This is a genomic window from Streptomyces sp. NPDC002835, assembly GCF_053591995.1.
Genome location: NZ_JBSFUW010000033.1, coordinates 34,697 through 60,217 on the forward strand (window position 1 = coordinate 34,697; position 25,521 = coordinate 60,217).

General features: G+C 69.8%; 24 protein-coding genes and 4 pseudogenes. 11 read left to right on the forward strand and 17 right to left on the reverse strand.

Annotated features, from left to right (window positions below; translation table 11 throughout):
• Positions 1-4: 4 nt before the first annotated feature.
• A complete protein-coding gene (locus tag ACWD01_RS28290) occupies positions 5-652 on the forward strand; it encodes an FMN-binding negative transcriptional regulator (RefSeq protein ID WP_451165626.1) in 648 nt (215 codons plus the stop codon).
• Positions 640-1,269, forward strand: a complete 630-nt coding sequence (locus tag ACWD01_RS28295) for a hypothetical protein (protein ID WP_451165627.1) — start codon at positions 640-642, stop codon at positions 1,267-1,269. Before ACWD01_RS28290 ends, ACWD01_RS28295 begins: the two co-directional genes overlap by 13 nt.
• Positions 1,270-1,348: 79 nt before the next feature.
• Here ACWD01_RS28295 and ACWD01_RS28300 read toward each other — a convergent pair whose 3' ends face one another.
• A complete protein-coding gene (locus ACWD01_RS28300; protein ID WP_451165628.1) occupies positions 1,349-1,840 on the reverse strand; it encodes a hypothetical protein in 492 nt (163 codons plus the stop codon).
• Positions 1,841-1,948: 108 nt separating this feature from the next.
• Between ACWD01_RS28300 and ACWD01_RS28305 the strand changes: the two genes are divergently transcribed.
• Both ACWD01_RS28305 and ACWD01_RS28310 read left to right on the forward strand, forming a co-directional pair.
• Complete coding sequence (locus ACWD01_RS28305) at positions 1,949-3,301, forward strand: tetratricopeptide repeat protein (protein WP_451165629.1); 1,353 nt, start codon at positions 1,949-1,951, stop codon at positions 3,299-3,301.
• A 51-nt stretch (positions 3,302-3,352) separates the two neighbouring features.
• Positions 3,353-3,613: a transposase gene (locus ACWD01_RS28310; protein WP_451165630.1), complete on the forward strand. Its 261-nt coding sequence runs from the start codon at positions 3,353-3,355 to the stop codon at positions 3,611-3,613.
• Here ACWD01_RS28310 and ACWD01_RS28315 read toward each other — a convergent pair.
• Both ACWD01_RS28315 and ACWD01_RS28320 read right to left on the reverse strand, forming a co-directional pair.
• Positions 3,601-3,828 (reverse strand): annotated as a pseudogene (locus ACWD01_RS28315) (GNAT family N-acetyltransferase); the annotation flags it as partial. The gene ACWD01_RS28310 and the pseudogene ACWD01_RS28315 sit on opposite strands and share 13 nt — an antisense overlap.
• 339 nt (positions 3,829-4,167) lie before the next feature.
• A complete protein-coding gene (locus ACWD01_RS28320; RefSeq protein WP_451165631.1) occupies positions 4,168-4,653 on the reverse strand; it encodes a hypothetical protein in 486 nt (161 codons plus the stop codon).
• 163 nt (positions 4,654-4,816) lie between these two features.
• Between ACWD01_RS28320 and ACWD01_RS28325 the strand changes: the two genes are divergently transcribed.
• Complete coding sequence (locus ACWD01_RS28325) at positions 4,817-5,194, forward strand: aldo/keto reductase (RefSeq protein WP_451165632.1); 378 nt, start codon at positions 4,817-4,819, stop codon at positions 5,192-5,194.
• A 112-nt stretch (positions 5,195-5,306) separates the two neighbouring features.
• On the opposite strand, the gene ACWD01_RS28330 is transcribed toward ACWD01_RS28325, so the two are convergent.
• The 5 genes and pseudogenes from ACWD01_RS28330 to ACWD01_RS28350 form a co-directional block, all read right to left on the reverse strand.
• Positions 5,307-5,879 (reverse strand): hypothetical protein, encoded by a 573-nt coding sequence (locus ACWD01_RS28330; RefSeq protein ID WP_451165633.1) that lies wholly within the window; start codon positions 5,877-5,879, stop codon positions 5,307-5,309.
• 223 nt (positions 5,880-6,102) lie between these two features.
• Entirely contained in the window at positions 6,103-7,401 is a 1,299-nt protein-coding gene (locus tag ACWD01_RS28335; RefSeq protein WP_451165674.1) for a cellulase family glycosylhydrolase, read from the reverse strand.
• Positions 7,375-7,638, reverse strand: a pseudogene (locus tag ACWD01_RS28340) (carbohydrate-binding protein); the annotation flags it as partial. The gene ACWD01_RS28335 and the pseudogene ACWD01_RS28340, both read right to left, overlap by 27 nt.
• 40 nt (positions 7,639-7,678) lie before the next feature.
• The gene (locus ACWD01_RS28345) at positions 7,679-8,092 is read right to left on the reverse strand and encodes a carbohydrate-binding protein (protein ID WP_451165675.1); all 414 of its coding nucleotides are present in this window, start codon (positions 8,090-8,092) and stop codon (positions 7,679-7,681) included.
• A pseudogene (locus tag ACWD01_RS28350) lies at positions 8,072-8,857 on the reverse strand (Tat pathway signal sequence domain protein); the annotation flags it as partial. The gene ACWD01_RS28345 and the pseudogene ACWD01_RS28350, both read right to left, overlap by 21 nt.
• 1,186 nt (positions 8,858-10,043) lie before the next feature.
• On the opposite strand from ACWD01_RS28350, the gene ACWD01_RS28355 reads away from it, so the two are divergent.
• Complete coding sequence (locus ACWD01_RS28355) at positions 10,044-10,601, forward strand: hemerythrin domain-containing protein (RefSeq protein WP_451165634.1); 558 nt, start codon at positions 10,044-10,046, stop codon at positions 10,599-10,601.
• A 192-nt stretch (positions 10,602-10,793) separates the two neighbouring features.
• Positions 10,794-11,945 carry an enolase C-terminal domain-like protein gene (locus ACWD01_RS28360; protein ID WP_451165635.1) on the forward strand — a complete coding sequence of 384 codons (1,152 nt, stop codon included), beginning with the start codon at positions 10,794-10,796 and terminating at the stop codon, positions 11,943-11,945.
• Positions 11,946-12,156: 211 nt separating this feature from the next.
• On the opposite strand, the pseudogene ACWD01_RS28365 reads toward ACWD01_RS28360, so the two are convergent.
• Both ACWD01_RS28365 and ACWD01_RS28370 read right to left on the reverse strand, forming a co-directional pair.
• Positions 12,157-13,169 (reverse strand): annotated as a pseudogene (locus ACWD01_RS28365) (SDR family oxidoreductase).
• Between the two features lie 46 nt (positions 13,170-13,215).
• Positions 13,216-15,006 carry a glycoside hydrolase family 15 protein gene (locus ACWD01_RS28370; protein ID WP_451165636.1) on the reverse strand — a complete coding sequence of 597 codons (1,791 nt, stop codon included), beginning with the start codon at positions 15,004-15,006 and terminating at the stop codon, positions 13,216-13,218.
• A gap of 685 nt (positions 15,007-15,691) precedes the next feature.
• On the opposite strand from ACWD01_RS28370, the gene ctaD reads away from it, so the two are divergent.
• On the forward strand, positions 15,692-17,410 hold the full coding sequence (ctaD, locus tag ACWD01_RS28375; RefSeq protein WP_451165637.1) for an aa3-type cytochrome oxidase subunit I: 1,719 nt from the start codon (positions 15,692-15,694) through the stop codon (positions 17,408-17,410).
• A complete protein-coding gene (gene ctaF, locus ACWD01_RS28380; RefSeq protein WP_451165638.1) occupies positions 17,407-17,799 on the forward strand; it encodes an aa3-type cytochrome oxidase subunit IV in 393 nt (130 codons plus the stop codon). The genes ctaD and ctaF overlap by 4 nt, the downstream gene beginning before the upstream one ends.
• Before the next feature lie 33 nt (positions 17,800-17,832).
• On the opposite strand, the gene qcrB is transcribed toward ctaF, so the two are convergent.
• On the reverse strand, positions 17,833-19,467 hold the full coding sequence (gene qcrB, locus ACWD01_RS28385; RefSeq protein ID WP_451165639.1) for a cytochrome bc1 complex cytochrome b subunit: 1,635 nt from the start codon (positions 19,465-19,467) through the stop codon (positions 17,833-17,835).
• A 274-nt stretch (positions 19,468-19,741) separates the two neighbouring features.
• Between qcrB and ACWD01_RS28390 the strand changes: the two genes are divergently transcribed.
• Positions 19,742-20,305 (forward strand): hemerythrin domain-containing protein, encoded by a 564-nt coding sequence (locus ACWD01_RS28390; RefSeq protein WP_451165640.1) that lies wholly within the window; start codon positions 19,742-19,744, stop codon positions 20,303-20,305.
• Positions 20,306-20,657: 352 nt separating this feature from the next.
• Here the strand turns inward: ACWD01_RS28390 and ACWD01_RS28395 are convergent, their stop codons facing one another.
• The 4 genes from ACWD01_RS28395 to ACWD01_RS28410 form a co-directional block, all read right to left on the reverse strand.
• Complete coding sequence (locus ACWD01_RS28395; protein ID WP_451165641.1) at positions 20,658-21,149, reverse strand: allophanate hydrolase-related protein; 492 nt, start codon at positions 21,147-21,149, stop codon at positions 20,658-20,660.
• Positions 21,150-21,345: 196 nt separating this feature from the next.
• A complete protein-coding gene (locus ACWD01_RS28400; RefSeq protein ID WP_451165642.1) occupies positions 21,346-21,861 on the reverse strand; it encodes a hypothetical protein in 516 nt (171 codons plus the stop codon).
• Between the two features lie 168 nt (positions 21,862-22,029).
• A complete protein-coding gene (locus ACWD01_RS28405; RefSeq protein ID WP_451165643.1) occupies positions 22,030-22,503 on the reverse strand; it encodes a DinB family protein in 474 nt (157 codons plus the stop codon).
• 180 nt (positions 22,504-22,683) lie between these two features.
• Positions 22,684-22,965, reverse strand: a complete 282-nt coding sequence (locus ACWD01_RS28410; protein ID WP_451165676.1) for a Thoeris anti-defense Tad2 family protein — start codon at positions 22,963-22,965, stop codon at positions 22,684-22,686.
• 177 nt (positions 22,966-23,142) lie between these two features.
• On the opposite strand from ACWD01_RS28410, the gene ACWD01_RS28415 reads away from it, so the two are divergent.
• Positions 23,143-23,541 carry a hypothetical protein gene (locus ACWD01_RS28415; RefSeq protein WP_451165644.1) on the forward strand — a complete coding sequence of 133 codons (399 nt, stop codon included), beginning with the start codon at positions 23,143-23,145 and terminating at the stop codon, positions 23,539-23,541.
• Between the two features lie 105 nt (positions 23,542-23,646).
• Here the strand turns inward: ACWD01_RS28415 and ACWD01_RS28420 are convergent, their stop codons facing one another.
• Together ACWD01_RS28420 and ACWD01_RS28425 are read right to left on the reverse strand one after the other, a co-directional pair.
• Complete coding sequence (locus ACWD01_RS28420; RefSeq protein WP_451165645.1) at positions 23,647-24,438, reverse strand: ABC transporter permease; 792 nt, start codon at positions 24,436-24,438, stop codon at positions 23,647-23,649.
• The gene (locus ACWD01_RS28425; RefSeq protein WP_451165677.1) at positions 24,435-25,439 is read right to left on the reverse strand and encodes an ATP-binding cassette domain-containing protein; all 1,005 of its coding nucleotides are present in this window, start codon (positions 25,437-25,439) and stop codon (positions 24,435-24,437) included. The genes ACWD01_RS28420 and ACWD01_RS28425 overlap by 4 nt, the downstream gene beginning before the upstream one ends.
• Positions 25,440-25,521: the final 82 nt, after the last annotated feature.

Genomic DNA, 25,521 nt, shown 5'->3' on the forward strand with positions numbered 1-25,521 from the left:
CCGCATGTTCATCCAGCCCTGGGACGCCGGCCTGAACGAAGCCGAGTGGCAGACCTGGATCGCCGAGGGCCACGACTTCGGCCTCCTGAGCGTCAACGGCCTGCCCGGCCGGGCGCCCGTCGCCGTCCCCACCCACTTCACCGGCGACCCCGGCCACCTCCTGATCCATCTCGCCCGCCCCAACCCGGTCTGGCACGCGATCGAGCACGACCCGAACGTCCAGTTCACCGTCTTCGGCGACTACGCCTTCATCCCCGGCCCCTGGCGCGCCAGGCCCGACACCCCGCCCACCGACGGCGTCCCCACCAGCTACTACACCGCCGTCCAGTTCACCTGCCGCGCCCACATCGTCGACGACCCCGAGGCCAAGGCCGAGCTGCTGCGCCGCCAGCTCGCCCACTTCCAGCCCGACGGCGACCACGCCCCCGTCACCGTCGATCAGCCCCCGTACGGCCGGATGCTGCCCGGCATCCGCGGCCTGCGCCTGGAGGTCACCGACGTACGGGCCAAGTTCAAGTACGACGACCACAAGCCCGTCGAACACCGCACCGCCGTCGCCGACCACCTCACGGCACGCGGCAAGGCCCTCGACGTCCCCGCCGCGCAGCAGCAGCTGCGCCGCGTGGACCGCATCGGGACGTGGAAGCCGTGATTCTTGCCGCCGTGAAGGGGTCGGCACGGTTGTCCTGGAAGCTGATGCCGCTGGAAAGCGTCGGGCCGTTGTGTTTCGGCATGCGTATTGCCGAGGTCGCCGCAGTGCTGCCGGGCATGACCGAGCTACGTCGGTTCGAGGCCGACCCCTCGTTTCGGGAGACCGTCGGCGTGGAGTTCGGCACAGGGCCTGCGGAGCCTGCCGTGTACTCCTACTTCGTCGACGGCCGGTTGTTCTGCGTTGCGACCGACGCGGTTCACGGACCCCAGGTGACGCTCTGGGGACGGGAGTTGACCGCCTGCGTCCCGGCCGATCTGGAGCAGTTCCTCTTGCACGCCGACGCGTGCGGGGTGCTGGACGTGTCCTACGGTCCGCGGGGGAACCCTGGAGTAAACGGGCTCGGCCTGGTGGTGCGGGTGCAGGGGGTCGCCGGCGGCATGGTGACCCGGCCGGTCATGGTGGGCCGGACCCGGGCCGATCGGTGCACCGACGACTGGGAAGGCGCGATCCCGGAGTGTGAATGGGTGGGCCGGCTGTGGCCCCATGCAGGTGAAACGGGATCCTGGCCCCCGCCCGGCCACGAGCCGCACTGGGGCGGCTGGCAGCCACCCTTCTAGCCCGGCCCCTCCGGTGCGATGGCACTCAACCCGCACGGCCCTCTTCACGTCGCGTTCAACGACCGTGGCGCAGCGGACTTCAACCAGCCCGCCGCTTCTTGCGGTTGGGGCGACGTGGGCGGCCGACGAAGGTGTCGAGCGCGCCCACGGCCGCACGGATATGAGCCGGGCCGCGACGCAACCGCTCTCCCGCGCACCACCAGGACAGCTGCCCGCCCGCATCCCGCGGGTGCATGCCCACACCATGCTCGGCGCACAGAGGCCATGCCTGCCACAGACCCTCGGTGACGGTCTCCTGCGCTGCTTCAGCCACCATCGCCAGCGCGGAGGCAGGGTCGTCCGCCCAGTCCGGGTGCAGGCAATTGCCGTGCCACTCGCCCTTGCCAAGTGCGACGTAGACGTTCTCCTGATCGTCCGCCTCGCAGGGCGGAAGGGCCAGCAGTCGCAGGGGTTCCTGCTCGGGAAGGGTCACCGCCAGGTCCCGGTTGAGGAGAGCGAGAGCCCGGTCCCACATGGGGTACTCGCCCGGCGACACGCGACGGGGCTCCGGACGATCGAAAAGAGCGTGCATGGGCACCATCCTCCGCCACGCGGCAACAGCCCGATCGCACAGCACGTCGACGGACGGTCGGCACGGGCGCACAAGAGGGGTGTGTGAACCGGCCGTTAGGGTGCGGCCATGGACGCCGCCGTACTGGACCGCCGGACCCGGATGCACGACGAGTGCATACCGCCCGATCTCGTTGACCGTCTCCTCGCACTCGGTCACACCGACGTGGTGCGCGCCCAGGCCTTCGCGGAAGACGGTGACTGGTTCTGCGCCCGCGCATGGGCGCGCCTGCTGGCCGGCCGGGACGAACTGGAGGAGGCCCTCCGGGTGCTGGCCCCGTACGTCGGAACGGGCTGGTGGACGGCGACCGCGGAGGCCGCCCGGCTGCTGGACTCGGGGGGCCGGGGCGAGGATGCCATTCTCCTCGTCCGCCCCTTCGCGCGGGACGGGGAGCGGTTCGCGCTGCACGACCTGGCCCTGCTGCTGGCCCGGCACGGGCGGGGCGAGGAGGCTTACGCCCTGCTCCTGCCGCACATCGCGGACTGGTTCCTCGCCGAGGCCCTGGTCGAGGTGGGTGTCGGTCTGGGCCGGGGCGAGGAGGTCGCGGGGCTCCTGACGGCCCGGATCACGCCGGGGCTCCCGTGCACGCGGTGCGGCAGCCCGGAGTGCGGCGGGCGGTCCCCGGAGCCGTTCAACGCGGTGAATCTGCTGGCGTCCGTTCGCGAGGCGCAGGGCCGCACGGACGAGGCGGTCGAGGTGCTGCGCACGTACGGCTCCACACCGGTCAACAACAGCGACCCGCTGGCCGAACTGCTGGTCCGACACGGCCGGATCGACGAGCTGCGCGCTCACGCGGCCGACGAGGACCGGCCGGAAGCCGTCCGCCACCTGGCGGAGTTGCTGGAGGCCCGCGGCGACGTGGCGGGCGCGGTCGAGGTGTACCGACGGCGTGCGGAGCACGACCGCTGGCACGCGCCGGCACTGCTGGCGCAGCTGCTGGCCCGGCACGGGCGGGGCGACGAGGCCATCGAGGTGATGGGCGCGCTGGACAGCGCCGAGGACTGGGTCGTCGATCTGCTGTGCGGGCTGTTCGCCGCCGAGGGCCGCGCCGAGGAGGGGCTCGCGCACCTGGACGCCCTCAAGTCCCGGCGGGGCAAGGAGGAGTGGGAGCTGTTCCGGCTGCGGGGCCCGCTTCTCGCCGCCTGCGGACGGCTCGACGAGGCGGTGGCGGGGGCCCGGGCGCACCCTGAGGGCGGGAGTCCGTACGCGATGGCGAGCCTGGCCGGCCTGTTGGCCGACGCCGGACGCCCAGAGGAGGCCGTCGCGCTGCTGGACCGGGACCGCCTGGACCACCGACGGGCTCTCGCCCCGCTGCTGGTGGAGTCGGGCCGGGTCGAGGAGGCCGTGGCACTGCTGCGGACGCCGTGCCCCGCCGTACCACCGCCGCAGTCGACGGGCTACAGCGACTGTCCGCCCTTCTAGGAGCTGCGGCCGATCGTGTGACCGTCAGCTGATCTGCTCGTTCTCCCGGGTATGGGGCGGGGAGAACGTGGCGATCAGTCGGACGCGGAGTGGGAGCGGTTACGGCCGTTCCTGCCGGTGAGCAATGGGTGGTGCGGGCGGTGGCGTGGTCACCGGCAGGTGATCGACGGGATCCTGCCCCGGGTGCGGACCGGGGCGCAGTGGTGCGATCTGCCGGAGCGGTTCGGTACATCGAGCGGCGCCCAGGTTGAGAGTGCTGCCATCGCCGAGGTCGCAACACCGCCGCCGCGAGCAGTCGAGAGAACCCAGTAACTGACGTCGGCGACACCGTCGTTGAAGTCGAAGCCGCGCAGCGCGATCCGGCCGAGGACCTCACCGTCCTCGCGGGCGACAGCCCAGCGACCGCCCTTCTCGCCTCCCCAGTCCTGGTGGTAGGCATCGAACCACTCCAGGACGCGCGTCTCCGTCTGAGGGCGGCGCGTGTGCCAGCGGCAGATCTCATCGTCCTGGTAGGCGGAGAGGAACACCGGAGCGTCAGCCGGTTCCCAAGGTCGCAGCAACAGGCCTCGAGCGGCGGGCAGAACGGGCTGAGGGGAGCCCGAGAGCGACCGAAGGGAACTGCGGGCGGCGTCGACAATTCACGAGTCACGGTCGCCCGACAGCGGCGATACAAGTCAAGGCCAGCCGCATCCCCACCAGACGAACCGTAGACAGTGATCGCCAGGACAGCTCCTCGGTTCGCATCTCCTGGGGCAGACCGTGGTGTCCGGTTCCCGCACAGCGGGGCGGAGCTCTCCGCGGGGCCGACGCCGTCTTCGCGATGCTCCGTGACAGCACCTTCCACGAACCCGGGCTGCCGGCATCAGTCACCTGCCCCACGGCTCAGCGAGGAGTACGACTCGATCGGCCTCGACATCGAAGCCGAGCACAGGATGGCCATAATCGCCCTCCGGATCCATCAGCACCGGCTTGCCCAACCGCCGCCCGATTTCCCGAAGGAAGCCGCAGAACACATCGAGTCGCTCCTGACCCTGCAACTCCCGCAGGTCGACGTCGAAGTCGACTTCATCGTCGGCATGGAAACGGAAGATCGCCGACACATCGGCAGTCGGCCAGACGCGCAGGTTCGGGCACTCAGCATCCGCCGGGCGGGACAGCACGGCCTCCGCCCGGGGCACCGGAAGCATCGCGTCGCCTTCGGAGTACCGGCACTTCCACCCCCTGTCCGCGACAAGATCGAGGACTGCCTGCCAGTCCTCCACCGAGGCATCCGGGACCCGCCCGTCCGGAAGCGCCCCCATCAGGTCCGGGTCGAAGAAGCGGCTCACGTCATCCCACAGCAGATCTGCCACCCCGACATGCTGCACGGCCCCCGACCCGACGCACCCCGTTTCCGTAGGCGTTATAGGCATAGGGGCACCCGCAAGCCTCTGGCGCGTCAGCCGGACGCAGATGCGGGCGGCGGTGCTCTGCCCGTCTTCGGCCGTGTTCTCCGTATAGCTGCCGCTACCCGTCGTGCGCACGGCGTCGGTCTTCACAGCCGGGACGGCCGGGCAGGGAAGCGCAGAACCGCAGCCCAGGAGCATCAAGAACCAATTCCACGCGGGCAGGCGCGACGACACGGAGCTGTTGGCTGCCTGCGAGAGGGCCGGCATCGCCTACGTGCCGTACTTCCCCCTGGGCGGCGGCGTGAGCGACCTCGCCGATGCCCGCATGGCCGAGGTCGCGGACCGTCACGGGGCTACGATCCCTCAGACCGCCCTGGCCTGGCTGCTCGCCGCCTCCCCCGTCACTCTGGCCATCCCCGGCACCGGCTCTCTGGCTCATCTGGAAGAGAACTCCGCCGCGCAGTCGATCGTCCTCACCCGGGAGGATCTCTCCGACCTCAGCTGAGAGGGGAACCACTCCCCCCCCACTTTCTCAACCCCGCAGGGTGCCGCCCCACCGTCTCGGTGCCCGCGCACAATGAACGCGACCAGGAACGGGGCGGCCCCGCCGAGTCGCCTCACTTCCGGTGAGGCGCCGGGGTGTTGCGGTCGCGCAGGGTGTAGCCGCCGTCGACGATCCGTGCGTCGGCCGCGGGTGCCATGCACTTGGTGAGGAGCGGCTCGCCCTTCTTGGTGGCTCCGGAGAGCCCGATGCGGGCCTCGCCCTGCTCCGGGACGAAGAAGCTCACGCCCATGCGGGTGTGCGGATCCAGTGTGGTGAGCCAGGGGTGGCCGGGGCTGGTGCGGACGAGGCGGCCGGTGACGGTGGCCGTGGGGCCGCCGGTGGTGAGGCAGTCGACCTTGAACTCGCCCCAGTAGAGCGTGCCGTCCTGGGCGTGCGAGATGCGGAAGGTTCCCCAGGAGCGCTGCGGGATGCTGCCCACCGCGTACGTCGAGCGGGCGTCGACGGACACCCGTACCTCCTGGTCCGCGACGGGGTAGTCCATGCGCGCGTCGCCCTTGAGCGAGGAGACGGTGGCGGTCTCCCGGGCGGGTGGCGCGGACGGGGCGGGGGTCGCGACGGCGACGGGCGCGGTGACGGCGATCACGACGGCGAGGAGGGCAGTGGCGCGCAGGGTCCGGTTCATCATGCGGGGCTCCGATCGGAGGGCGTTCGGGATACCCACTGATCGTCGTCAACGCCGGTGCCGTCAGGCATCGTTCGCAGGCATGGACCGTCTCCGCTGCCCGGCGGAGACCGAGGTCCGCCGGAGTGCTCAGCGCCGCTGGCCCACGCACGCCGCCGGGGCCGGAGGCCGTTGTCGGCCTCCGGCCCCGGTGGTGGGGGTGCTGTCATTCGGTCGAGCGCGGTGCTCAGCTCGTCGGGAAGGAGTCCGGAGTCCTGATCCGGTCGCGGATCCAGACGCCGGCCGGCTTCAGCGAAGTGGTGCCGGTCCAGGGGCCGTTGTTGTTGCAGGTACCGGTCTTGAACACGGCGCCGGAGCGCTCGTCGTCGGAGAAGTTCCAGTTGACCCAGCTGATCTTCTTGGCGGCCATCAGATCGAGGTACTGCTGAGTGCGGGTGAAGTTGTTCGGCCCGTCACCGCTCGCTTCCTGCGTGCCGAACTCGGTGACGAAGACCGGGATGCGGTTCGACGCCCGGTTCAGCGCGTCCAGGTACGCCTGGCCGTGCGAGGCCGCGTAGAAGTGGAACGTGTACATGATGTTGGTGGCCTGGACCGGGTTGTTGATGATGTCGGTCTCGTTGCGGCCGTCCGAGATGCCGAGGGAGCCCCAGCCGTGGGTGCCGATGAGGATCGGCGTGGCGGGGTCCTCGGCGCGGATCACGGGGATGAGCTGCTCGGCGTAGGACTTGATCCGCGACCAGCTCACACCGTTGGGCTCGTTGGCGATGTCGTACAGCAGGTTGGCCTTGCCGCGATGGCGCTGGGCGATCTCGGTGAAGAACGTCTTGGCGCGGGAAAGGTTGTAGTTGGGGTCGCCCGGCGTGAGCTGGTGCCAGTCGACGAGGGCGTACATGCCACGGGCGGTCGCCATCTCGATGAGCTGGTGGACCCGGTCGGTGAACGCCCTGGGGTTGGTCTCGTAGCCGCCCTCCTGGACATAGAGGGAGATGCGCAGGACGTCGGCGTTCCAGTCGCCGGCGAGCGCGTCCAGGGAGCCGCTGGTCAGGCACTGGCTGTACCACTGCAGGCCGTGGCTGCTCATGCCGCGCAGCTGGATCGGCTTGCCGTACTGGTTGCACAGCTGCACGCCGCACACCTTCAGCCGGCCGTTGATCGAGGCGGGTGTGCCTCCGCCGCCGCTGCTCTGGGTGGTGGCGGTGAGCGAGTTGGAGACGGCCGACTCGTTACCCGCCGCGTCCTTCGCACGAACGGTGAACGTGTACGACGTACTCGCCGCCAGACTGCCGACCGTGTACGTCGTACCGGTCGGCGTGGCGACCTGGACACCGTCGCGGAACACTGCGTAACCAGTCACACCTACATTGTCGGTGGACGCGTTCCATCCCAGCGACACGCTGGACGACGTGGTGCCGGTGGTGCGCAGGCCGGCCGGGGCGGATGGAGCCGTCGTGTCCGTGCCGCCGCCGCTGCCGTCACCGAGCAGGATCCACAGCGCGGGGGTGTTGGGAGGCTCCCAGCCCGTCAGGGACGTGTGGCTCTGCCAGCACTCGTAGTCCTTGCCCGCGTAGGACACTCGCGTGCCCGCCGCGTAATACGTGTTCGGCTGCCACTCCTGGTAGGCGGCGGCCTCGACGGCGGAGGCGGAGGCGGACGTGGTGGCGGCGGACGTGGTGGCGGCGGCGGAGGCCGAGGCGGGGATGAGGCCGAGGCTCAGACCGGCAAGCAGTGCGCCGGTGAGGAGAGTTGAGAGGGGTCTGCGCATGATGTCCTCGCGGTGGGGGTCAACTGGGGTCAACGGGGGTTCAACCGACCGTGATCTTGTCGACGTTGGGTCCGCCGTTGGCGGTGGTGGCCGTGGCCCGGATCTTGTTGGTGCCGGCCGACAGCGGCACGGTGAGCGTGGTGGTCGCCCAGGAGGCCCAGCCGCCGGTGGGGGTGAAGGCGTGCCCGGCGGAGACGACCGTGCCGTTGACGGTGATGTTCATCGGGCGGTTCAGGGTCGTGCCGTTGGCGTAGCGCAGGGCCACGGTGGCCTGGCCCGCGGTGCTCGCCGGGACGGACCACTCGACGAACGAGCCGGTGACGTTGTCGTAGTTCACGAAGCCGGTTCCGGAGTAGCCGGCGTGGTTGGACTCGACGAGGCCCTGCGAGATGAACGCGTTCTCGGCCTGGTGGTCGGTGGCGGCGGGGCCGTCGACCAGCTGGTAGCCGCGCATGTTCCGCAGCAGCAGGTGGCAGTCCTGCAGCGAACCGGAGGTGTCGCCGAGCGAGCGGTAGATGCCCCACTTGGGCCGCACCCGGTCGCCGAGGGAGGTGTCGACACCGGTCTTCGTCCCGTCGACGAGCATGACGCCGTCCTTGCGGAGAATCCAGCGCACGCTGCCCGCGGTGCCGTCGCCGATCTTGAGCTGGAAGTCGACGTCGACCCACGAGTTGTGCAGCGGGGCGAGGTCGGTGCGGCCGACGAGGATGTTCGCCTCGAACAGCTTCAGTTCGATCGTCTGCACGCCGTTGACCCGGCGCAGGGACATCACGGTGATGGGTGAGGTGCCGGCCCCGGGCCGCTTGGTCTGCATGATGTGCGTGAAGGACGTGGTCGCCTTCAGCGAGCTCGGTATGTACATCTGGTACGTCGTGCGCCACGTCTCGCCCGGCAGCCAGCTCAGGTACGAGCTCCCGGACGTACGCATGCCGGTCACTTCCTGGCGCTGCCGGTCCGTGGAGGTGTCCCGGTCGGCCATGTGCATGTTGAACCGGAAGGTGTCGTCGACGGGGTAGATGTGCGGCTGACCCGCCGTGTGGGAGTCGGCCCGGTCGTCCTCGATGCTCTCGAAGGCACCGAGACCGACGGACGCCGGAGCGGGGGCCCAGCGCAACGCCCAGGAGCCGGCGAGGGCTTGGGCCGCCGCGGTCGCGGACGGCAGCCGCAGGGTGGCCGGCAGGGCGGCTGCGACCAGTCCGCCGACCGCCGCGCCGAGAATGTCCCGGCGGGAGGTCCCGGCGAAGCGGCCGTGGGGTGGAGTGGGGGGCAACAGAGATCTCCTCGCGGTGAGGGGCGGGGGACGATGTGCCTGATCGGGACACACCGTGGCCGGACGCGGAGTTGGGGACGGTCCGGCGGCAGGAGGGGACGAAGCAGAGCGCGCTTGCATGGGCCATTGTTAGGAAAGTTTCCTGACGATGGAGGGGAGCGTAAGGCTCTGACGAAACGCGGTCAAGAGGCCACCTCGGCCGGACCTCGCCGGACCTCGCCGGGCCGCGGCACGACCTCCGGCCCGTCCACCCCGGGCCGTCGGGTCCTGCCCGGCCACCGCCGCCCGCAGCCCCCGCCCCGGCCGCTCGGGCCGGGGGCAGCCCAGCACGTGACGGCTGGCGCCGACTCCGAACCGCCGTAAAGAGTTCTTCATTTCCGTAGGGCATCCCTCGAAGCCGTTGCCGTGCCTTCCGATTGTTACCGGGCACCCACGGTCAATACGCTCATTGGGCAGCGCTCGCCATATTCGGATGCCAACAGCAACAAGGAGTCGACGGCGACGCGAACCTCGGGCCCATCAGAGGCTGATGAGCTGACCTTGCCGACGGCGCTGACCTTCGAGAACGTACTGGCACACGTGGCCGAGAGGCGTCATGAATTCACCGCGGACCGCCATGTGCCGCGCGATATGGTGGAGGAATTCCGCCAGGTAGGAACTTACCGGGCCACGACGCCGAAACGCTTTGGCCCACTCACCGCACCTGAGGGCGCCGGTCCCGGTCCGGGCGTCGCGCCGGCCCTCTACCAACAACGCTCAAGCGCCAAACGGTGGGTGCGACCGTAGTCGCCGCACTCCCGGCGAGCGGCTCCCCGCGATGCTCCATGGGCGACCGCCGTACCTGTCACCACGCGTACGAGGTCACTCCATGCGCGCACCACGGACGCCGCATCCAGCAGGAGGCTGGAGATTGAAGTCTGCAAAGATTGAACCTGCTTTTGTGATCTTGCGGACCTGGACTCGACGCGATCGCCGGATGGAACCCCGACCTCACCGAGGCGCACATTCTCCCCGGGACACGCGGCATACGGCACGCCCGGAAAAGGCGGTTAGGGCTGCCCGCTGCCGGGATACACATGCCGGGTGCATCGCGGCCGGCGAGCGGCCGCACCCCGGACGAGGAGAGGGCGAGGATATGGCGCACGGCGGGAATGTGATCGAGGAGCTCACCGAGGACCACCGTGAGGTGGAAGCGCTGTTCGAGCAGATCCAGGACACGGCCATGGACGGCGGGCGGCGCCGCGAGCTGGCGGACCGGATGACGATCGAGCTGGTGCGGCACGCGGTCGCCGAGGAGCAGTACCTGTACCCGGCGGTGCGCAAGCACGTCGAGGGCGGCGCCCAGCTCGCGGACAAGGAACTCTCGGACCACGCGGAGGTCGAGCGGATGCTCAAGGACCTGGAGGGAACCGAGCCGGGGCAGACCGAGTTCGAGCAGACGATGACGCGCCTGGTGCAGTCGGTCACCGAGCACGTCCAGGACGAGGAGGGCCGGCTGTTCCCCCTGCTGCAGGCCGCCTGCTCGGCTGAGCAGTTGCAGGAGCTCGGGGACAAGGTCCGGGCAGCGAAGGAGAAGGCGCCCACCCGGCCGCACCCGGCCGCCCCGGACAAGCCTCCGGCCAACAAGCTGCTCGGGCCCGGCGCCGGCCTGGTCGACCGCGCCCGCGACATGCTCAGCGGCCGCGGTCGCTGACGCGGACCGCTCCGTATGCCGCGAGGGCGGCCCGCCTCGCACAGGGTTTGCACCTTTGCGTTGACGGTCACCCCAATGGGACGGGACAGGCACGTTCGAGGGAGATCCGATGACTTTGGCCGCCGACTCCGCACCGGGGCGCCGGGGCCGCCAAGGCGGGCGTGCGCAACCTGGAGAAGCCCGGCCGCGACCATGACACGTGGCCCGGCGACGCGCCGCCGCGCACCCGAGTGGACGATCGACGCCGTCGACGTGCACGCGTTCGACATTCCCACCGACGGCCCCGGCGGACGGGAACAGGACGGAACGCTGGAGTGGGGGTCGACCACTGCCGTGCTGGTACGGGTGCGGTCGGGCGACCGCGCGGGCATCGGCTACACGTACGGCGATGTGTCCGTCGCCCATCTCCTGACCTCCCAACTGGTGCCGCTGCTGTTGCATGCCGACGCGTCGTCACCGCCCGCGCTCTGGCACCGGATGGGTGCGCGGCTTCGCAACGCCGGCCGGCCCGGCGCGGGAGCCATGGCCGTGTCGGCGGCCGACGTGGCCCTGTGGGACCTCAAGGCACGCCTCCTCGGCCTCCCGCTGACACGGCTCCTGCCGGCCTTCCACGACCATGTGCCCGTCTACGGCAGCGGCGGGTTCACCAACTACCCGGTCGGCCGGCTGACGGAGCAACTCGCCGACTGGGTGGACCGGGGCATCCCGCGGGTGAAGATGAAGACCGGGCGGGACCCGGAACAGGACCCGGTCCGGCTGGCGGCCGTACGCAGCGAGATCGGTGACGACGCTGAGCTGTTCACCGACGCGAACGGCGCGTTCGGCCGCAGGGAGGCGCTGTACTGGGCGCAGCGTTACGCCGCGGAGTGGGACGTCAACTGGTTCGAGGAGCCGGTGAGTTCGGCTGATTTCGAGGGCCTGCGGATGGTGCGTGACCGGGCCCCCGGGCGGCTCGAGGTGGCGGCCGGGGAGTACGGCTATGTGCTGCGCGACTTCACCAATCTGCTGAGCGCGTCCGCGGTCGACTGTCTGCAGGCGGATGTGACCCGCTGCGGCGGCATCACGGGGCTTCTGCAGGTCGCGGGCCTCGCGGCGGCCCATCACGTCGATCTCTCGGCCCATTGCGCACCCGCTGTGTCCGCGCATGCCTTCTGTGCAGTGGAGCGGCTGCGGCATCTGGAGTACTTCCACGACCACGTCCGCGTCGAGGAGTTGCTGTTCGAGGGGACGCTGCCGCCCGACGGCGCCGCCCTGTGGCCCGACAGCGGGCGCCCGGGCCTCGGGCTGGAGATCAGATGGGCCGATGCGGAGCCGTACCGGGTCTACGGCCCCGCGCAGGTGTGACCGGCGTACGAGGGAGAGTGCAGGTCGATGACGAAGCCGCCGCGGCGTGCGTGGCGCGACGTACCGGCGAAGGCCCGTCCGGAGATCTCCGGGCCGCCGCGGGGCCGCGACACCACCGGGCCACCGGCGGCATGAAGCCGGCGCAGCAGCTGCTGGAACGGATGGGATCGAGGTCGAGAATCTGGAGGGCGGGTGTTGCGGGAGGCCGGTCTCAGGGCCGCCGGCGGCAGCGGCGGAGGCCGTACCACGCGCCGGTGAGCACGCCGGCCGCCACGCCCGCCATGATTCCGGGATGCCGGGATACCGGGAGTTGCGGGGCTCGGTCGTGCGCCTGCGCGTCGAAGACGCCGTGCGCGCCGAAGTCCCGGCCGTTCTCGCCGCCGTCGAGCGGCTCCCACAGATTGTCGGGCCGGTCCTCGCGTACCTCGTCGTCGGTCTGCTGGGAGCCGTAGGCGGTACGGGCGAGATACCGGTCGAGCAGACCGGGCGCGAGCTTGTCCGCCAGGATGGTGGCGACCGTCGAGCCCCCGGCGTAGTACTCCTTGCGCCGTGGATGGTCGGCGGCGTACACGACGGCGCGGGCCCCGACCTCGGGCTGGTAGACGGGCGCCACGGGCCTCGGGTGCCGCGACAGGCGTGACCGCACCCATTGGAACTGCGGCGTGTTGACGCCGGGCATCTGCACCACGGTGATATGGACGTTGCTCTTGTCGTGCATCGCTCGGTGCGTACGGAGGAAGTGAAGCCGTTGATGGCGTGCTTGGCGCCGCAGTAGGCGGACTGCAGTGGCACCGAGCGGTCTCCGAGGGCGGAGCCGACCTGGACGATCGCGCCGTGCTGGAGCGGGAGCATGTGGTCCAGCGCCACCTTCGTACCGTGGACGTATCCGAGATAGGTGACCTCCGTGACCCGCTTGAACTCGTCCGCGCCGATCTCCGTGAAGGGTGCAAAGACAGAGGTGAAGGCGGCGTTGACCCATACGTCGATCGGTCCGAACGCCTCTTCCACGGCGTCGGCGGCGGCCCGGACCTGATCGTGGTCGGCGACGTCCGTCGGCAGTACCAGGGCGCTCCCACCGGCCTGTTCGACCTCGCGGGCCGCCGCCTCCAGACCGGTCCTGCCGCGGGCCAGCAGTCCGATGCGCGCGCCGCGGCGGGCGAACTCCCGGACGGTGGCGCGGCCGATACCGGCGCTCGCCCCGGTGATGACCACGGTCTGAGTCATGGAGGCACCTTTCTCGCTGAGGTCGGAAGCGGCGGGCGCCGCGCTGTCACGGCTGCCGCCAGGGCGCGGCGAGCCGCACCGAGCATTCGAGCATCATGGCGTGGACGAACGCCTGGGGAAGATTGCCGCGCATCTGGCGTTGCGCGATGTCGTACTCCTCCGAGAACAGTCCGGGCGGTCCGCAGGCGGCCCTGTTCCGCTCGAACCAGCGGTACGCGGACACCTCGCGGCCCTGCTGGTGCTCCGCCAGGGCGGTGACGAACCCGCAGAGGAGGAACGCGCCCTCGGCCTCGTGCAGCGGGCGGCGGTCCTGGCGGAAGCGGTAGGCGAAGTGATCGTCCGTCAGCTCCGAGACGTAGGCCCGCAGGGTGGTGACGCTCCGCGGGTCGTCGGGCGGCAGGGCTCCCCGGACGGCGGGCAGCAGCAGCGACCCGTCCACGGCCGGGTCCTCGGGTGAGCGCTGCCAGCGTCCCGACGGGTGCAAAGAGTCGGCGGTGGTGTCGGTGACGATGCTGTCGGCCAGGGCCAGCCAATCGGCCGGCCTGCGGTGCGGTGTCCCGGCCGTGGCGATGGCCCGCAGGCCCGCGGCGCAGATGAGGCGGCTGTGGGTCCAGCGGCGGGGAGCCAGCTCCCACATGCCCGCGTCGGGTTCCCGCCGGCGCCGGGCGATCGCGTCGGCGGCGATGCCCGCCGCTCGCCATCCCTCGGCATCGAGCCGTTGATGGCGGGCCGCCACGGCCAGCAGCAGGAGCGCTTCACCGAAGGCGTCGAGCTGGAACTGTGCGCTGACATGGTTGCCCACCCGGTCGAAGCCCCCGGGGTAGCCGGGCAGGTCGATCTGCCGTTGGTCCGGGATCGGGCGCGCGTCGACCGTGTACGCCGGTGCCAGGCCGGGCCCGTCCTCGTGCAGCCGGCCCGTGACGAAACGCACCGCGTCGTCCAGGAGGCCGTGGGCGCCGGCGGCCGCCGCGGCCTGGCCGGCGATGCACTGGTCGCGGATCCACACATAGCGGTAGTCGTAGTTGCGGCCCTCCTCGGCCCGCTCCGGCAGGCTCGTGGTCGTGGCCGCGACCATTCCCCCGGCCGATCCTGTGAGCCCCCGCAGGACCGCGTAGGACTGATGTGCGTCCCGGCGGGCGATCGTGTTCTCCAGGCCGGGCACGTCCCGGTGCCATGCCGCCCGGGTGGTCTCCCAGGCGGCGTCCGGCTCGGGAAGCGGAGCGGACAGTGGTTGATCGCTGATCTCGAGCACCATGTCGTGGTGGGAGCCGGGCTCCACCTTCAGCTCCATGGCGAGCCGCCGGTCCCCGGCCCCGACCGGCCGGGCGTCGGGGCAGCCCGACCAGCGCAACCACACATCGCCGGACCGTCCGGTCCACACGCCGCTCTCGTCGCAGGAGAGATCCTGCATCGGATGGCGGCCGAAACCCGCGCACGGCTCCAGAGCGACCGAGACCCGGGCGACGTTCTCGCGGGCGATGACCCGCCGGAGGATGACCGCGCGGTGCGGATCGCCGGGGAAGGCAAGTGCTTCGAGGCATTCCACGATGCCTGAGTCGGTGACCCAGCGGCTGCGCCAGATGAGTGATCTTTCCTCGTAGTAGCCGCCCCAGACACTCCGGCACGACGGCGTCACCACATACGTTCCTGGGCCGCCGACCAGGGTCGAGAAGACCGCGTCGGAGTCCCACCGGGGGACGCACATCCAGGTGTACTCGCCATGGGGGCCGACGAGGATGCCCCGCTCGCCGTCGGCCAGGAGCGCGTAGTGCCGCAGCGGCTCCGGCGCGCAGTCCGGCGCCGGGAGCCCCGGCGGGTCGGTCCTCGTCCGCGCCACCCTGCCGCCCTTTCGCCGTCGGCCAGTGCCCGACTCGTCGCACCCCTCGTACCTGCGAGCCGCGGCCCGGCCCGCAGCACCATTCCGTCATATCCCGAACCGTCATACCGCAAAGAGTCGGCGGGTCACGCCGCGCCACAGCGGAAACAGGACACGCGGCACGTGCGGATAACGCTGTGGAAGGAACCGCCGGGCGTTTCTCGTATCCGTCAGGCGAGTCTCCTGCTCATGCCCGGCGCGGCCTATAGCCTCCTGCTGTCGACGCCACGAGCCATTCCTCACCGTCTCCGGGAATCGCGTCACGGGCACGCGTTCTCGCCCGGACAGGCTCACCGGTCGTGCCGGCGCGACGACGCACGAGGCCGTTCGGAAGCGCGGCCACCATGAACAGCGGATGTGACATACGAGATGGCCCTCGCACACGGGATTCGAGCGTCCCTCCGTAACAACGGGCAAGCCTACGGATTCTCCGTTTCGGTCGACGACGGATGACCGATTCACGCCCGGGTCCGGTGCCGGGGGCCCGATGGACGTGCCTCCCGGCTCCGTGCCGCGCCTTCGGCAGCCGTTCGGCGCGCATGCCCGGCGGCGCACCTCGCATGTTTGCCGGCCCGTAACCGGGCTACACCAGCAGGCGCTATGACGGGCCGACGCCCGCCACCGGCAAGGCACTTCGGAGGGGTCCATGTCTCAGATGGACGAGCAGCGGCGGGAAGCGGCGCGGGACGCGTCCGTCCAGGCCCGTGTCCGTTCCAGCGAGGGATTCAGAACCTATTTCACGACAACCGATCACAAGAAGATCGGGAACATGTATCTGGTGACCTCGTTCGCCTTCTTCCTCATCGCCGGACTGCTGGCGATGCTGATGCGGGCGGAGCTGGCGCGGCCGGGCATGCAGCTGCTGACCCACCATCAGTACAACCAGTTCTTCACCATTCACGGCACGATCATGATGCTGCTGTTCGCGACGCCCACCTTCGCCGGGTTCGCCAACGCCATCATGCCGTTGCAGATCGGTGCGCCGGATGTGGCCTTTCCGCGTCTCAACGCGCTGACGTACTGGCTGTTCCTGTTCGGCGGGATCATGGTCGTGTCGGGATTCCTTCTCCCCGGCGGAGCCGCCCCCTTCGGGTGGTTCGCCTATGCGCCGCTGAACAACGCCGTCCATTCGCCCGGTCTCGGGGGTGATCTGTGGACCATGGGGCTGGTCGTGGCGGGGCTGAGCACCACGCTCGGCTCGGTCAATTTCATCACCACCATCATCTCGCTGCGGGCGCCCGGAATGACCATGTTCCGTATGCCCATCTTCACCTGGAACATTCTGTTCACCTCCATCCTCGCGCTGCTGGCCTTTCCGGTGCTGACTGCCGCACTGCTGGCACTGGAGTCGGACCGGAAGTTCGGCTCGCACATCTACGATCCGGCGAACGGCGGCGCGCTCCTGTGGCAGCATCTGTTCTGGTTCTTCGGGCATCCTGAGGTCTATATCGTCGCGCTGCCGTTCTTCGGCGTGGTCACGGAAATCGTCGCCGTGTTCAGCCGCAAGCCCGTCTTCGGCTATGTCGGCATGGTGGGGGCGACGATCGCCATCACGATGCTGTCGGCGACCGTCTGGGCGCATCACATGTTCGCCACGGGGGCCGTGCTGCTGCCGTTCTTCTCGTTCATGTCGTTCCTGATCGCGGTGCCGACAGGCGTCAAGTTCTTCAACTGGATCGGCACCATGTGGAGAGGTTCCCTGTCGTTCGAGACGCCGATGGTCTGGGCGATCGGTTTCATGGTGACGTTCCTCCTGGGCGGACTCAGCGGCGTACTCGTCGCCTCACCACCCCTGGACTTCCACCTCACCGATTCCTATTTCGTCGTGGCGCATCTCCACTACGTGCTGTTCGGCACCATCGTCTTCGCCATGTTCGGCGGCTTCTACTTCTGGTGGCCGAAACTGACGGGCAAGATGCTGGACGAACGGCTCGGCAAGATTCACTTCTGGACCCTGTTCGTGGGATTCCAGATCACCTTTCTCGTCCAGCACTGGCTGGGCGAGAGCGGTATGCCGCGCCGCTACGCCGACTATCTGGCGGCGGACGGATTCACCACCCTCAACACGATCTCCTCGATCGGCTCGTTCCTGCTGGGGCTGTCCACGCTGCCCTTCCTCTACAACGTCTGGAAGACAGCGAAGTACGCCAAGAGGATCGAGGTCGACGACCCGTGGGGATTCGGGCGTTCACTGGAGTGGGCCACGTCCTGCCCGCCTCCCCGCCACAACTTCGACGCCCTGCCGCGCGTACGTTCCGACTCCCCCGCCTTCGACCTGCACTATCCACAGGCACACGAACTGCCCGCCGCCGAAACGGGAACCGTCGAAGCCACGCCGGACACGCCGGGAGACCAGAAGCGATGAAAACGGAAGCGTATCTGTTCGCCGGTGTCGCCCTGTTCTTCCTCGTCACGGACGCGGCGTACATCTGGTTCGCACAGGAACCGGTCGGCATCGCGGCGCTCACCGTCTCCTTCCTCATGTCGGCGCTGATCGCGTTCTTCTGCGTCGTCAACTACCGGCGGAAGGGCGGACGTCCGGAAGACCGGCCGGATTCACACGTGAGTGAGCGCAGCGGTCCCATCGACTTCTTTCCTCCGCACAGCAGCCACCCCCTGGTGACCGGGCTGGGTGTCGCGCTGCTGGCCGCCGGCATCGTGTTCGGGCTGCTGTGGCTGTCCCTCATCGGCTTCGGGGTCACGGCCGCGGGCGTCATGGGCCTGGTCTTCCAATTCGCCGGACGTGAGGACTGAAACGCGCCGACGGCCCTGCGGAGTACTTGGTGGTCATTCCTTCTCCGGGGCGGCGGTGGGGTCCAGGACCTTGCCCGAGATCTGCAGGCGCTCCTCCGGAGTCGTGGGCATGTCCACGTGCTCGCGGTAGAACCACGCGCTCAGCCGGGCCCGGAGCCGGTGCCTGCGCGGCGCCGAGGCCCCGGGGTGCGACAGGGGCTCGGGAAGGGCCCGGACCAGCAGGCGGTAGCGCTGATCGGCGTCGAGGGGCTGGTGGCTCTCGCTGATCGCGCCGTAGGGGCTCTGGCTGACCTTGCCGGTCTCCTCCCCCTCTTCCAGCAGTCGGCGGTCGTGCGACTGCAGGGCGAGGCAGATGCGCTTGGTCGCCAGGTAGGCGATCACCGGGCCCACGATGACCGTCACCCGGAAGAACCAGGTCAGCCCCTCCAGCGGGACACGGAAGACCAGGGAGATCACGTCGTTGCCGCCGGCCGCCAGCAGCACCGCGTAGAAGACGATGGCGGCGACCCCCAGGCCGGTGCGCGTCGGGCGGTCCCGTGGGCGGTCGCACAGATGGTGCTCCATCAGGTCCCCGGTGATCCACCTCTCGAAGTACGGATAGAGGTACAGCAGCGTGAAGAGCAGCCCGGGCAGCACGATCGCCGGCACGAAGACGTTCCACATGACGGTGTGCCCCGCCACGGTGGTCTCCAGCGGTGGCATCAGTCGCAGAGCGCCCTCGAGGAAGCCCACATACCAGTCCGGCTGGACGTTGGTGGAGATGTGGTCCGCGCGGTAAGGGCCGTAGTTCCAGACGGGGTTGATCTGGGCGACGGCTCCCATCACGGCGGTGACGCCGAAGACCGCCATCGACAGGCCGACCGATTTCGCGGTGTAGTGGGGGAACAACGGCTGGCCGACGGAATTGCGGTTGGTCCTGCCGGGGGCCGACCAGTGGGTGTGCTTGAGATAGACCACCATCAGAAGGTGGACGACGATCAGAGCGATGATCGCACCGGGCACGAACAGCACATGCAGGATGTAGAGGCGCCGGATGATCGCGTCGCCCGGAAAGGCCCCGTCCCAGATGAAGAAGCTCAGATAAGTCCCCACGACGGGAATGGACTTCACAATGCTGTCCGCCGTGCGAAGACCGGTTCCGGAGAGCAGGTCGTCCGGCAGGGAGTAGCCGGCGAAGCCCTCCAGGAGCGCGAGGACGAAGAGCGTCACCCCGATCATCCAGTTCATCTCGCGTGGCCGGCGGAACGCGCCCGTGAAGAAGATCCGCAGCATGTGAACGGCGATGGCGGCGACGAAGACGAGGGCGGCCCAGTGGTGCATCTGCCGGATCAGCAGACCACCGCGGATGTCGAAGCTGATGTCGAGCGTCGTGGCGTAGGCGGCGGACATCCGGAGCCCCTGCAAAGGCTCGTAGGAGCCCATGTAGACCGTTTCGGTCAGCCCGGGGTCGAAGAACAGCGCGAGATAGCTGCCGGTGATGAGCAGTACCAGAAAGCTGTACAGCGCGATCTCGCCCAGCAGGAAGGACCAGTGGTCAGGAAACGCCTTGCGCAGCAGTTCCTTGCCGAGTTCGGAGAGCGGCGCCCTGCGGTCCATAGCCACATAGGAACTGAAGGCCGCCTGGCGGCTCTGCCCCCGGAGCCTTGCCCTCCGTTTCCCGAACAGCATGCATCCCGCTCCCTTGTCCCTCGGCGACCATCCGGCGGCGTACCCACGGCAGGCACGTGCGTACCCGAACTATGGGTCCTCAATCCCTTACGGGCTCCGCATTAGGCCCAACAGGGGCACGCCCTTGTCGGGCCTTTGCGGCCCGCTGCCGGCCGCGCGGTAGCTTGCTACGGTCCCGGACCGGGACAGCCGGGTTTCGGCTTCCCGGCAGGCAGCCGACAAACAGTCCCCGGACAGCGAGGTCCGGGCCGACGGGATTCTCCGGAGGGCCAAGGTGGGCCATGAGGCAGACATCATCGAGGAACTCACCGCCGACCACCGCGCGGTACAGCGACTGTTCGACCGGATCCGTGCCGCGGCGCCCGGCAGCCACGCCCGCAAGGAATTCGTCGAGCAGGCCACGATCGAACTCGTACGCCATTCGACGGTCGAGAAGGAGTACTTGTATCCGGCGGTGCGCGATCACGTGGTGGACGGCGACCGGTGGGCGAACCGGGAGCTCGCCGACCATGCGGAGGTCGAGAAGGTCCTGCGGGAGCTGGACGAAACGGGGCCGGACGACGACCGGTTCGTGCCGCTCACCCTCTCGCTCATGACGCTCGTCACCGATCACGTCCGCGAGGAGGAACAGCGTCTGTTCCCGCGCCTGCAGGCGCTGTGTCCTCCTGATCTCCTCCAGCAGCTCGGCGAGCGGGTCCGCACCGCCAGGAAGACCACACCGACCCGGCCCCGTCCGCATGCCCTTGACTCGCCCCGGGCGAACAAGCTGACTGCTCCGCCCCTGAGCCTGTGGGACAGCGTGCGGGACGCGCTCAGCGGAAGGGGACGGCGCCGGTAGGCCGACGGGACGGCACCGAGCGGCCGGGCGGGCGGATCATGCGGTGACTGAGCTTGCTCAAGGTCATGCGGTGCCACCTCTGAGCTTGCTCAAATAGGCAGTAACACGGTGACCTGCGGGGGACGCTGACCCATGAACCAGGACACGGGTCAGCGGGCGACCGCGGGCCCCGGGGCAGAGGCGAGGGGGCACTAGTGGAAATGTGGTTGGTGATCGGCGGTTTGGCGGCGGTCGTCGTGCTGTACGGAGCGGCGCAGTGGGCCATCGACGTGCGGCGCGAGCGTGCCCATGGCAGCAACAGCCACTGGCGGAATCCCGTCGACCCCGCCGACCACGCCGGTGGCGCGTCCGGTCAGACCGTGTCCCTGGGCGGTGAGGGCGGAGGGGACGCGTCGTCATGAGGCCGGGCGGCCCGGTACGCGCGCCGGCCGCCGAAGGCGCTGATGTCCTCGGCGTCGGCGAGCGCGGCCGGTTCGCAGAGGAACCCCGGTGCCGTGGAGCCGTCGGCGAGTTCCACGCGGCCGACGGTCATCGGGCGGGGCAGGGCGGCGACCATGGCGGCGAGGCCCTGGGCGGGGAGTTCCCGGGCCTCGGCCTCGACGGACGTGCCGCCCGGGCCGGTGTGGACGAGGCCGGGCTTCGGCGGGTCGGTGCGCAGGGCGTGCAGGCGGTGGACGGGGGCGGTCGCCGTCGTGGAGTGGAGCGTCCCGCCGTGGGCACGTAGTTCGTGGTTGAGGGGCTGGCCGGACAGGTGGGCGCCGACGACGGCGAGGCGGGCCGGCGGGGCGAGATGGGTGGCGATCCGGGCGAGGCGATCGTCGGTGCCCGCGGCGCCGATCAGCATGACGCCTCATGAGAATCCCGCCGGACCGATGCCGGAAACCGGTGGAACGGGACGGGGCAATGACGGCCCGCATGTACTCGCGGCTCTGCTGGGGGCGTCTACGGGACGGCCTCCCGTCCGGTGGCAGTACGGATCTCCGTCCTGCCCTGCTCGCCGGGTCTGCGTGCGAGGCGAGGGGCTGCGGCGCGGCCGGCTCCTATGTGGCGTCCTGCTGCTCCGCGCGCCGCAGTTGGTGGACCGCGCCGTGCAGCGCCTCCACGGCGTCGTGGGCGCGCTCGCGGTCCTCGCCGAGGTCGATGGCCTCGAGGGCGGCCGCGGCCGCGGTGCGCACCTTGTGCGGGAGGCCGTCGTCAGCGGCGATCCGGTAGGCGACGGTGCGGCGCGCGAGCCGCTCCTGGTCGGTCACGCCACCGGCGCCGGTGAGCGGGAAGACGGCCGCCTCGTACGTGACCACGCCCATGACCACGGCCTGGGCGAGCCCCTCGGCATATCCCTGGGCGCCCGCCTCCGACTCGGCCCTCTCCAGCACGGCGAAGACCCGGCGGCGGACGAGGAGCGTCCCCGCCCAGGCACCCAGGCCGGTCACGACACCGGCGATGACCGCGGCCCCGGCCCCGACCGTGACGTAGGCGCCGCAGGCAGCGAGCACACCGGCGCCGATGGCCAGTTCCACGGAGATCAGCAGGTGGGCGCGGCGGGCGGAGCGGTTCATGCGGGCAGTATGCCGAACGGCGCCGACAGTCCAGCGCCGCGGGGTCGACCGTCGGCCGGACGCGACGGACGTCGCGCCGGGCCGACGATGCGGACGAGGCATCCCCTGCCCGGGGCGGCGACTTTCACCACCGGGTCCACGCGGCCCGGCCCGTCTCCAGGGGGGTGGCTATTCGCCGGTTGTCCCGTCGATGCGTTCGCGAAGGAGATCGGCGTGGCCGTTGTGCCGGGCGTATTCCTCGATCATGTGGGTGATGACGTAGCGGAGCGAGAAGTCTTCCTCGTCATAGTGACCAGCGATGTCGAGGGAGTCGGCAGCGTCCACGATGTCACGGGACCGCGCGCATGCCGCGTGCCAGACCTCGAAAGCTTCGTCCGGGTCGGCCGCATCCACCTCGAAGTCGGCGAACCCCCCGTCGGGCCGGCGCCCCCAGTAGCTTGGGATGTGTTCGCCGTTCATCCCGTTCTGGAACCAGGACCGCTCAATTTCCGCCAGATGCCGGACCAGCCCGAGCAGGGAGACGGCGGACGGTGGAATGGCCTTCTGGCGGAGTTGATCGGCGTCCAGCCCGGAGCACTTCATGGCCAGGGTCTGGCGCTGGTAGTCGAGGGAGCCGGTCAGAGAGGTGCGCTCGTCGGCCACTCGCGAGGGTTCGGATCTCGTGTGCTCACTCATCGGGGGATCATGCCGGACATGGTCGGGGTGGGCGAACTCGATTTCTGAAGCCCGGTTGTTGCGAGCACCGTGCGCAGTCGCCCCAGGCGTACCGGTTCTGACGGCGCGTGGGGGCGCGCACGCGTGCGCGGGAAGCGCGCCACCTTGCTACCCGGGCGGAGCCGGCTGCTCCGGGGGCCGGCCGGAGACTCCCACGTACCAGTCGTCGGCCTCCGTCATCCCGTCCATGCTCGGGAAGTACGGTTTGACGAGGTCGTCGACGTCCTTGAAGTACACCGTGGTGCACAGCGGATACTGATCCCCCGTCGGAGCGCGAATCGTTTGGCGCGGCGCCACCCACACGAACTTCCCTGGCTGCGTCCAGCGCGACCGGGCAAAGGTCAGGCCGGAGTCCGCAGTTCCTCTCTTCAGCACATCTGACCAGCTCATGTACGTCACGAAATCAGCGTAGAGCGCCGTCCGGGCCCAGAAGAAGGGGAGTTGACAACGTCTGGCGTGTTCCGATAGCGCCGCTCTCCCTCAGGGTCGTCCCACGTGTGGACACGCGAGTCTGCATCCGGGGCCTGCGGGGCGGGCGGGCGTCATCCCGTGTCGGTGCTCTGCGGCATGATGACCGCCGTGAACACCGTACTGATAGACGTCTGGCGGCGGCTTCTCGCCGACCCCGGCAAGTCCTGGGTGCTGTTCGAGCACGGTACTTGTGTCGTGCTGACTGCTCCGGACGGAGATCTTGCTGAACAGGCCACCGAGATCCTGAAGCAGTTCGGCCCGGCGCGCGCCGGGTCTTCGGCGGGTGACTTCGGGTTGATCGACCTCAAGGACGCCGAGGGATGGGTCGTCACCGGGCATCACAACGACGTCCTCACCTACGTCGGCCCTGATGAGCCTCGCGATCGGTCGGAGATCGCTGTCGGGTTGCTCGGACGTTCCAAGCGCCATCGGGACGGCACCGAACTCCACGTCGTCCATGTCGAGGACAAGCGAGGCTCGGCGGACCCGGCGTGAGCCCCCGCGCCGGGCGGCCGGGAACGCGCCCAAGGGCGGCGTACGCCGACGTGGTGTCGGAGTACGCCGCCCATGAGCGGGACCGGCCGCGGGGGCCCGTACCGGCTACCGCGGATCGCGGTTGAAGACCGCCTTCGACCAGAAGTAGCCGAGCGCGGTCAGGCCCAGGCACCAGGCGACCGCGAGCCACCCGTTGTGGCCGATCTCGCTGCCGAGCAGCAGGCCGCGCAGGGTTTCGATGGCCGGTGTGAACGGCTGGTACTCGGCGATCGGCTGGAACCAGCCCGGCATCGCGTCGACCGGGACGAAGGTGCTGGAGATGAGCGGGAGGAAGATCAGCGGCAGTGCGTTGTTGCTGGCCGCCTCGGCGCTCGGGCTGACCATTCCCATCCCGACGGCGATCCAGGTGAGCGCCAGGGCGAAGAGCACCAGCAGTCCGAATGCCGCGATCCACTCCAGGGCCGTGGCGTCCGTGGAGCGGAAGCCGATGGCCACGGCGACGGCGCCCACGAGGACCGTGCTCACAACCGACTGGAGCACACTGCCGATGACGTGTCCGGTGAGTACGGAGCTGCGGTGGATCGCCATCGTGCGGAAGCGGGCGATGATGCCCTCGGTCATGTCGTTGGAGACGGACACCGCGGTGCCGATCGTGGTGCTGCCGATGGTCATCAGCACCAGGCCCGGCACGAGGTAGGCGATGTACTCGGAGCGGTCGGCGCTGGCGCCGCCGATGCCCGCGCTCATCACGTCGCCGAAGATGTAGACGAAGAGCAGCAGCAACATGATCGGTGTGAGCAGCAGGTTCAGGGTGAGGGACGGATAGCGCCGCGCGTGCAGGAGGTTGCGGCGGAGCATCGTGGACGAGTCGCGCACGGCGAGGGAGAGGGAGCTCATCGGACAGCCTCCGTCGGCTGGTTGGTCTGGTCCGGCCGGTTCGGCCGGTCGGAGCCGGTCAGGGCGAAGAACACGTCGTCGAGGTCGGGGGTGTGCACGGTCAGCTCGTCCGCCTCGATGCCGGCGGCGTCCAGCCAGTCGATGATGGAGCGGAGCTCGCGCTGGGTGCCGTCGCTGGGGATCTGCAGGGACAGCGCCTCGTCGTCCCGGTTGACCTCGGTCAGCGCGAGGGCGGCCGACCGGTAGGCGGCCGGGTCGGCGAAACGGAGCCGGACGTGGCCGCCGGGGATCAGCCGCTTCAGCTCTTCCGCCGTGCCCTGGGCGGCGATCCTGCCGTCGTTGAGCACGGCGATGCGGTCGGCGAGCTGGTCGGCCTCCTCCAGGTACTGGGTGGTGAGGAAGACGGTCACCCCGTCGTCGGAGACGAGTCCGCGGATGATCTGCCACATGTTGTGACGGCTGCGCGGGTCGAGGCCGGTGGTGGGCTCGTCGAGGAAGATGATCCGCGGGTTGCCGACCAGGGTCATGGCGATGTCGAGGCGACGCTTCATGCCGCCGGAGTAGGTGGAGGCGGGCTTCTTCGCGGCGGCGGTGAGGTCGAAGCGCTCCAGCAACTCGGCGGCGGTGCGCCGCCCTTCGCTGCGGGAGAGGTGGTGCAGGTCCGCCATGAGGAGCATGTTCTCCTCGCCGGTGATCAGGCCGTCGACGGCGGAGAACTGCCCGGTGACGCCGATCGCGGCGCGCACTGCCTGCGGGTCGGCGGCGAGGTCGTGACCGCCGACCTGGATCTCGCCGGCGTCGGCGGTGATGAGGGTGGAGAGGATCTTGACGGCGGTGGTCTTGCCGGCGCCGTTGGGACCGAGCAGCGCGAACACGGTACCGGCGGCGATCCGCAGATCGATGCCGTCGAGCACGGCCTTGTCGCCGTACGACTTGCGCAGGCCGACGGTGGAGACGGCGGCGGACGGCTGGGAACCGCTCCCCCAGCTGGACGTGGGCATGACAGATGAAGGCATGGAGCCCTCCCATTCGAGGGTGAGGCAACTGGGGTGACTGCGGTGCGTGTGGGTGAGCGGGGCAGGT

Excerpts from the sequence above, each read along its gene's own strand:
- ACWD01_RS28310 (WP_451165630.1), top strand. The coding sequence starts at position 3,353 with ATGGGGCGGGGAGAACGTGGCGATCAGTCGGACGCGGAGTGGGAGCGG.
- ACWD01_RS28410 (WP_451165676.1), bottom strand. The coding sequence starts at position 22,965 with ATGAGCTGGTCAGATGTGCTGAAGAGAGGAACTGCGGACTCCGGCCTG.
- ACWD01_RS28355 (WP_451165634.1), top strand. The coding sequence starts at position 10,044 with ATGGCGCACGGCGGGAATGTGATCGAGGAGCTCACCGAGGACCACCGT.
- ACWD01_RS28300 (WP_451165628.1), bottom strand. The coding sequence starts at position 1,840 with ATGCACGCTCTTTTCGATCGTCCGGAGCCCCGTCGCGTGTCGCCGGGC.
- ACWD01_RS28400 (WP_451165642.1), bottom strand. The coding sequence starts at position 21,861 with ATGAACCGCTCCGCCCGCCGCGCCCACCTGCTGATCTCCGTGGAACTG.
- ACWD01_RS28420 (WP_451165645.1), bottom strand. The coding sequence starts at position 24,438 with ATGAGCTCCCTCTCCCTCGCCGTGCGCGACTCGTCCACGATGCTCCGC.
- ACWD01_RS28330 (WP_451165633.1), bottom strand. The coding sequence starts at position 5,879 with ATGATGAACCGGACCCTGCGCGCCACTGCCCTCCTCGCCGTCGTGATC.
- ACWD01_RS28425 (WP_451165677.1), bottom strand. The coding sequence starts at position 25,439 with ATGCCCACGTCCAGCTGGGGGAGCGGTTCCCAGCCGTCCGCCGCCGTC.
- ACWD01_RS28290 (WP_451165626.1), top strand. The coding sequence starts at position 5 with ATGTTCATCCAGCCCTGGGACGCCGGCCTGAACGAAGCCGAGTGGCAG.
- qcrB (WP_451165639.1), bottom strand. The coding sequence starts at position 19,467 with ATGCTGTTCGGGAAACGGAGGGCAAGGCTCCGGGGGCAGAGCCGCCAG.
- ACWD01_RS28305 (WP_451165629.1), top strand. The coding sequence starts at position 1,949 with ATGGACGCCGCCGTACTGGACCGCCGGACCCGGATGCACGACGAGTGC.
- ACWD01_RS28360 (WP_451165635.1), top strand. The coding sequence starts at position 10,794 with ATGACACGTGGCCCGGCGACGCGCCGCCGCGCACCCGAGTGGACGATC.
- ctaD (WP_451165637.1), top strand. The coding sequence starts at position 15,692 with ATGTCTCAGATGGACGAGCAGCGGCGGGAAGCGGCGCGGGACGCGTCC.
- ACWD01_RS28345 (WP_451165675.1), bottom strand. The coding sequence starts at position 8,092 with ATGCGCGGCTACCAGCTGGTCGACGGCCCCGCCGCCACCGACCACCAG.
- ACWD01_RS28415 (WP_451165644.1), top strand. The coding sequence starts at position 23,143 with ATGATGACCGCCGTGAACACCGTACTGATAGACGTCTGGCGGCGGCTT.
- ACWD01_RS28395 (WP_451165641.1), bottom strand. The coding sequence starts at position 21,149 with ATGCTGATCGGCGCCGCGGGCACCGACGATCGCCTCGCCCGGATCGCC.
- ctaF (WP_451165638.1), top strand. The coding sequence starts at position 17,407 with ATGAAAACGGAAGCGTATCTGTTCGCCGGTGTCGCCCTGTTCTTCCTC.